The organism is Anaeromassilibacillus sp. An250, from assembly GCF_002159845.1.
Lineage (GTDB): Bacteria > Bacillota > Clostridia > Oscillospirales > Acutalibacteraceae > Anaeromassilibacillus > Anaeromassilibacillus stercoravium.
Map to the genome: position 1 here is coordinate 1 of NZ_NFJK01000040.1, position 7,536 is coordinate 7,536.

General features: G+C 56.4%; 5 protein-coding genes. 1 reads left to right on the forward strand and 4 read right to left on the reverse strand.

Features of this window, described 5'->3' with window-relative positions:
* Positions 1 to 1,639: carbohydrate-binding protein (locus tag B5F54_RS16770; protein WP_140400412.1), on the reverse strand; the 1,639-nt coding region annotated here is incomplete at its 3' end.
* Positions 1,640 to 2,407: 768 nt separating this feature from the next.
* Positions 2,408 to 3,955: a nitrite/sulfite reductase gene (locus B5F54_RS16775; protein ID WP_087235298.1), complete on the reverse strand. Its 1,548-nt coding sequence runs from the start codon at positions 3,953 to 3,955 to the stop codon at positions 2,408 to 2,410.
* A 252-nt stretch (positions 3,956 to 4,207) separates the two neighbouring features.
* Here B5F54_RS16775 and B5F54_RS16780 point away from each other — a divergent pair, with 252 nt between their 5' ends.
* A complete protein-coding gene (locus B5F54_RS16780; RefSeq protein ID WP_242969734.1) occupies positions 4,208 to 5,899 on the forward strand; it encodes a S8 family peptidase in 1,692 nt (563 codons plus the stop codon).
* A gap of 201 nt (positions 5,900 to 6,100) precedes the next feature.
* Here the strand turns inward: B5F54_RS16780 and B5F54_RS17445 are convergent, their stop codons facing one another.
* Both B5F54_RS17445 and B5F54_RS17825 read right to left on the reverse strand, forming a co-directional pair.
* On the reverse strand, positions 6,101 to 6,277 hold the full coding sequence (locus tag B5F54_RS17445; protein ID WP_140400413.1) for a CopG family transcriptional regulator: 177 nt from the start codon (positions 6,275 to 6,277) through the stop codon (positions 6,101 to 6,103).
* Positions 6,278 to 6,706: 429 nt separating this feature from the next.
* On the reverse strand, positions 6,707 to 7,536 hold an 830-nt coding region (locus B5F54_RS17825; RefSeq protein WP_207651984.1), incomplete at its 5' end, for an FIVAR domain-containing protein.

Here is a 7,536-nt window from a genome sequence, read left to right on the forward strand (position 1 = left end):
CCATCTGGATGTCAAAGTAGTTGATATTCCAGCCTTCATGCGTTGCATTGAACCGGATGGTCTGGAAGCCCGCATCCAGCGGCACATCCAGATAGACGTCGGTGTACGTCTGCCAAGCGCCTGTGAACGGGACTGTGCCGACCACGCCCTCCGGCGCCGCCGTCGTCACGATGGTCACGCCGTCCGGGGATCCTTCCACGCCGCCGTCCGTGTTGTTGCTCGCCACGCGCAGGCGGAATTGGTAGGTGCCTGCGTCTTCCACATAGATGTTGTGGTAGAGCATGTAGTCGCCTGCATCGGTGCTGCCCACGTTCTGGCCGCCCCCGATGTCGCTGCAGGATTCAACATTGACGCCGGCCTGTTCGTCATAGTCCTCCGCCTCGATGCGGGTGACGGTATCCCGGCTTACAATCGCCTTAGCCACGTCGCTGACGTCTGTCAGCTCCACGGAAAGCGTCACCGCTTTGGCGGGCATGACAAAGCTATACGTCTTATCCCGGGCAACTTCCACCACTTGCAGTGCAGTGCCGTCCGCATCCACCGCCTTGACCGCCTGCACGGTCTTTCCTGCCGGCAGGCCGGAGACGGAAACCGTCACGGTCTCGCCCAAAGCCGCCTCTGCCGGCGCGCTCAGGGTTGCTTCCTGCCCGTCCGCCACCTGGACCGCATAGGTCTCGCTCGGGGCTGTGCTGTCGATCTTCCAGAGTTCCACGTTGTCGATCTGCATGGAGGTATGGGCATTGCCCAGGCAATAGAAGGCGATCGTCAACTGGCCGTCCTTCACTTCCACCTGGGAGGAATACCGCTCATACCCGCCGTTGTAGGGGATCTCCACCTGTGTTGCCGCATCGCCGTCGTAGCCGGACAGCTCCATGCGGCTGGCTTGCTGCCGTCCGTTGGACATTTTCACCGTTGCGTTCACCTGGTATGTGCCCTCCGGCAGCCCGGTGACCGTCTGGTGCAAACGCCCTTCAAAATTGCTTGTGGTGTAGAAATAGAACTTATAGTCGCCGCCGAATGCGTCCGGCTCGTCCACGCCATAGCCCACGTTGGAGAGGTTGTCCACCGTCCAATTCGTGGTGTCGCCGCTTTCAAAGCCGCCGTTCGGGACGGGGACCTGCGTCATCACCATGGGCGCGTCGCTCACCGCGACGTTGTCCAGGACGACGTCGCCCGAATCGCCTGCTCCGCTGGCGACCGTCAGCGTGTTCTCTCCCGCGTTGAGATGGACGGTCACCGGGATTTGATCCCAGAGCCCCCAGCTCTTCAGCTTCGGGAAAACCACCTGCTGGGCGTCCGCTTCATTGCCGTTCGCATAGACGTACATCGTCCGGGCCGACCAATTGCTTTGGCCATAGCGGATCAGGACGGTGTAATCGCCCTCTTCCGGGACGGTAACATTGGAGAGGGTCACGCCCTGTACGGGGACCATGCCACAGACAACGCTTCCATCGCCCGTATACCCGCTAAAAGACGTGCTGACTACTGCACTGCCCAGCACCTCTCCGTCTTCGCATTCGTACGTCGAATACCCAGAATCGTCCTGTTCGGTCAGGGCCATGGCAGCCCCTGGGAACAGATAGGACGGCGAGAGGACCATCGACGCTGCAAGCAGCAAAGATATCCATTTTCTTCTCATTTTTCTCCTCCTTCTTTTGGCAGGGGGGGATATTCCCCAGCCACATTCACCCTTTGATAGAGATGCGCTTCTCCAAGTTCACCTCCTTTCATCGCAGCCGTTTCTTAACGGGCTAATAGATTTATCGAATTGTTTCTTTAATAAAGTAAAGCAAATTTCTTTGCGAATGTCAATAGATTTTCTTGCCGAAGATGTGATATTTTTGCGTTTTTTACACGAGGTATTTTATTTTCGGATAGAACAAACAAGGCAGGGACGGTATTGTCCCTGCCTTGTTTGTGAAATATTTTATTAAGAAGGAATGTATGAATTCAAAAGGACGCCCTTCCCAAAAAGGGAAAGCTTTCGTCCGGCTCCGAGAGGTAAGACACGGAGCCGGCTTCAGCTATTTGGGAAGGAATATGAAGAAAAGAACTTATACTCAAAAAAATGATACCGTGCTTTCCGCGGAGGCATTATATCAACATATTTCTATCCGCAGAATATGAACATGTTGAATCAATCCATTTATCCGCTTAACACAGTAATAATTAAAACAAATCTATTGAAATTTGTCAATATCTTTACTGAAAAGGATATAATTGTATAAATTTTTTCCGCAATTATGCAAATACTTTTCTAAAATACCACTTGTAACCCTGGTATCCATCCTACGTTTTATACAATTTCACCTATTTCACACGGCCGGTGGGGCATATGGAAAAGAGGGGCTTGCCCGGCGGGAGCCCCTCTTTTCCATATGGTCTCGATAACCCTCTGCGCAGGGGCTTACTTGACCAGATAGCGTTCTACGATTTCTTGCAGCTGCTCCCCGTGGGCTTTTTTCCAGTCCCCATAGGACTCCCCGGCAGCGGCCGCCGCCTTCCCGACTTCGACCAAAAACGCAGGGATGTTGTCCTGTAGGATCATGCCGGCCGGTTCGCCGAACCGTTCCATCCCCTGCGCATCGCTGCCGTTCAGGTGCAGGGTAAACGCGGGAGTCGCCACTTTGTCAATCATTTTGACGCCGCCGTGGAAACCGATCTCCCCGATCTGATGGGTCCCGCAGGACGACGTACACCCGGAGATGTGGATCTGCGGCAGCGCCCCGTCGGGGATTCCAGCGGCGCGGACCTGCTTCACAATCTCCGCCAACAGCTGCTGCGAATCGCGCAGGCCTACCTGGCAGATGGACGCGCCGATGCACGCCACCGACGTCTCCAGCAGGGATTGGGCGCCGTCCTCCGTTGCCGCAAGAACTTTTTGGGCCTCTTCGCCCGTCAAATGGATGATGTACATCGTCTCATCGGGGGCCAGCCGGATCTCAACGTCCTCCATCGGCGCGATGAGCGCATACAGCTCCGCAAATTTGGAGGGCGCGGGGCAGCCGCCCAGCGGATGGTATTCCACCGCATACAGGCCTTCCTGTTTCTGCGGGATCACGCGCTTTCCCTGTGCCGTTGTCCCATTTCCCTTTTTTGAAACGGGCGCGGGGGAGATGTCCAGGTCCAGGTCGTCGTGGGCGTCAAACACCGCTTGCAGCTTCTCCTGGTACGCCTTTACGTAACCCTCCTCGCCGAGGGTTTCCTGCATGTAGCGCGTGCGCGCCTTGTTCCGCTGTTCGTAGTTTCCATAGGCGATAAACGTATCGCGCATGGCGCAGATATAGTACAGGATCTTGGACGGGTCCACGCCTTCCGCAACCAACAGGCCCATACGGGGGTTATTGCCCAGCCCGCCTGCGCTGTATACGTCGAATTTGCCGTCCGGCCGCGCAACAAACCCCAGGTCGCGGAACGTGGCGTGCGTCTGGTTGGCCGGGCTGTTTGAGAAGCCTACTTTCAGCTTTCTCGGCATCTTCTGCTCTTTGATAAAGGTCAGCAGGTATTCCCCTGCCGCCTCCGCATAGGGCAGCACATCAAAATATTCCCCTTTTTCCACCCCGGAAAGCGGGGAAACCATGACGTTCCTTGGGAAGTCGCCGCCGCCTCCGCGCGTCACAATGCCGTGGTCGAGCGCAGACTCCACAATGTCATAAACGGCGTCGGGATGCAAATTGTGGAGCTGGATGGTCTGGCAGGTGGTCAAATGGACGCGGTCGATGTTATGCTTTGCGATGCAATCTGCAACAAATTTCAGCTTGTCCTTTGTCAGACGGCCGCCAGCCATACGAAGCCGGACCATGCTGGCGTTTCCGCCCCGCTGGGCATAGCTTCCATATCCGCCGGAGAACCCTTTGTAGGCGCTTTTATCCAGCTCTCCCGCATAAAAAGCATCGGTCTTCTCGCGGAATTCCGCCAGATCTTCTTTCCATACCTCTGTCGCAATTTTTTTCATTTCTTCTATGTCCTTTCCTCATGATTGGCTTCATTCTTATGATACCCTTTTTTTGGCAAAAGTCCAATCCTGTTTTGCGATTTTTTCGAAAAATCCCCCGGGGCTTGTTTTCAAATTTTCTTTTAATATCCATCCGTTCTTCAAGTTTTCTTCAACTTTCGCCGTTAGGATATAGATATCGAAATCGGAACCCGGCCGGCTACCGGCAAATCGATGTTTGCCGGCCTCCCTGATACAGAAAGGATGATGATTATGATCAAACGGCGGATCGCCCTATTCTTAGCCCTCCTGATGGGGGTCCCTCTGTTCAGCAATTTGGCGTCCGCAGCAAGCGAACCTTCCGCCGTGGTCGAAACCGACCTGGCCGCCTATGAGTGCCTCGAAGTGCTTGCGATGTACAAAGACGGCAGTTACCAGGTGTATTCCTTTGAAACGCAAGACGAGCTGGCCGCTTGCCTGGAAACGCTCGCAGCGGATGAAGGCGTCCTTCTGGTGCAGCCCAATTACACCTACAGCGGCCAGGCGGTGTCCGTCAACGAACCGTTGGCGGGGCAGCAGTGGGCTTTATCCAACGACGGCACTTTCCAAGTGCCGGGCCAGCAAAGCCGCTATCCCGTCTATGATGACCCCTTCGTGCTGCATTTCGGCCGCCAGAATCCCACACTGGGCAGCGCGGGTGCCTTCTCCCTGGCGGCAACCAGCGGGAGCGCGGTCGCAGGCATCGATGTCAACGCGCAGGCCGCCTGGGATTTGTACAACGGCGGGCAGCGCTCCGTCGTTGTCGCCATGATCGACACGGGCGTCGATTACACACACCAGGATCTATCCGGCGCCATCTGGGTCAACGAGGATGAAATCCCCGGGAACGGGGTGGACGACGACGGCAACGGCTACATCGACGATGTATACGGCTGGAATTTTTACAGCAACAACAACCAGGTCTATACGGGCAGCGAGGACAGCCACGGCACCCACGGGGCCGGGACGATTGCAGCCTCCTCGGACAACCAGGTGGGGATTGCAGGGATTGTCCCCGGGGACAACGTAAAGATCATGCCGGTCAAGGCGCTCGGCGGCTCGGAAGGGAGCGGCACGACCGCCTCCCTGATTGCAGCAATCCAATACGCGGAGGCGAGCGGGGCGTCCATCTGCAATTTGAGCCTGGCCTCCAATCAGGACGACCGCGCGCTCTACCAGGCGATTGCCAATTCCAACATGCTGTTTGTCGTGGCCGCGGGCAACGACTCCGCGAACACAGACCTCTCCCCCACATATCCGGCATCTTACAACCTGGATAACATTCTTTCCGTGGCAAACCTCTCCTACAACGGGACTCTGCACAGCACGTCCAATTACGGGGCAACCTCCGTGGATCTGGCGGCCCCCGGCACCTCCATCCTCAGCACGACGCCCAACAACAGCTACAGCTACATGACCGGGACGTCCATGGCGGCGCCCATGGTGACCGCGGCGGCAGCCATGGTCTACACGCACTTTGACGGGATTACGCTTGCGGACGTCAAAGAGATCCTGCTCTCCTCCGTCAAGCCGTTGAGCTCCCTGACCGGGCTCGTTTCCACCGGCGGGATGCTGGACATTGGAGCCGCATTGTCCTATGACACCTCCAGCCTGTCCGGGGCGTCATGGACCCTTCCGACGGGCTCCAGCACCGCCCCCACGATCGAAGCGCAGCTGTTCACGCAAAACGGCAACCTCTATGTGACTTTGCAGGTGACGGACATCGACGGGGACCTGGCGGCCACCGCATACGCCTATGGGGAGCACACCGCCAGTGCATTTGCAGGCGGGACGGCCGGGACGGCCTTTTCTGTCAACACAGATGGTACGGCGACCTTCTACGTCCAGCAGCCGGGCATATACACCTTCTATGCCAAGGACCTTGCTGGGAACGAGGTCACAAAGACGGTCACATTAGCGCTTTGAGCGGCTCCGCCGTTCAAAGCGGCCCAACGGCAATTCCATCCGCCTCCCTCGTGGCCTTCCCTGATAAAATATTCCAGACGCCTTGTTCATTGAGAAAGGCGGCTGTTTTCTATATAGATTGAGTACCCGCACCGGCCCAAACCGATGCGGGTACTTTTTGGGGTTGTTTTTCAAAGCGTTTCCTTGCAAGGCCCTTCCGGGTCACCGTTTGAGGTCGTCATACAGCCGGTGGATTCCACGCCGGATGACGTCCGAGCGCGTTGTGCCCCACGCTTTTGCGCAAGTATCCAACTCCTCCAACACAATCCGGTTCATGCGTACCCGGATCATTGTATCCATAGGAAACTCGGGATGGCGTCCCGGTTTTTTCTTGATCATCAAATTTTCACCCCCGTTTTGTCGCCACAGGGATTAGTATAGATCGGGCAACCTCCTTTGAAAAAGAGATTGGATGAAAACTTCCGGAAAATCCTTTATACTCATAAAAATCTTCCGGGCACACAGTGCCCTTCGTGCCTACGGCGGGCACACAGTGCCTTCCGCGCCTACGGCGGGCACACAGTGCCTCTCTCGCCTACGGCGTTCCCTAAGAAAGCAAACGGAAAAGAGTTTGTTTTCCGCTCCATATGGGAAGGCCCTACAGAAGCAAAGCAAGAATCTTCATAAAGGCAACCATCGCAGCCCCACCATATGCAAAAAATAGACGAATAAAACACAGAAGGCCCCAATCCTGGGAACTCCCGAGGGTTGGGGCCTTACTGTTATCGGGAAGGAGCCTTCCCTTTTATTTCGATGTCTCGTCCACGATTACGCAATCGTAACTGTGCAATGCTTGACCGCGTTCTGGCCCGGCAGGGTCGTATAAACGCCCGTGCTCTGGCCCGGCGTGCCAATGGCATAGACTCTGTAGTAGTAGTCGTTGCCGATCTTCGCCACGAACTGCGTCTTCAGCACTTCGCCATTGCCGACCGTGAAGCTCGGCGTCATGGCGTTGCCGTTGACTACCGTCATCTTGAAGCAGTATGCGCTGCCTCTCTTCAGATTGAAGTTGACCGTCGTGTCGGAAACCACATATGCCTGCTGGCTGGTCACGCCCTGCGCTGCGGATACAACCCCCGCTGCGCCGTATGCGTTGCCAACATTGGCAGACGTGCTGCCCTTGCCGCTGTTGCCTGTGCCCGGCTTCTCCGCCTTGACCAGGTTATTCGCGGCAGCTTCCAGGTTGGTATATGCCTTTGCGACCGCCTGCTCGTCTGCATTTGCATCCGCGGCAACCGTCTTCGCAACGCTCAATGCCGCCTTAAAGGCTGCCACGCTGCGGTCGGTGTAGCCGTCCAGATCCTTCTGCTCCATCTCCGCGATCAGCTTGTTCAGCTCATCCTTGTTCGGAATCTTGCGCAGGGCTGCCATTGCATTGGACAGCTCCACTGCCTTTGCATCCACGTCAGCCTGCGCTGCGTCTGCGTTCAGAAGCAGTTCTTCCGCCTCTGCCAGCACCGTCTTGAAGGCCGCCATAGCTTCGTCGTCGATGTAGAGGTTCAGGTCAAGGCCGTCCGCCTTGTTCACCGTGTTCTGGAGGATGGACATATCCGCACGCATTTCCAGCTTGTCGATCGCTGCCTGCAAGTTGTCATATG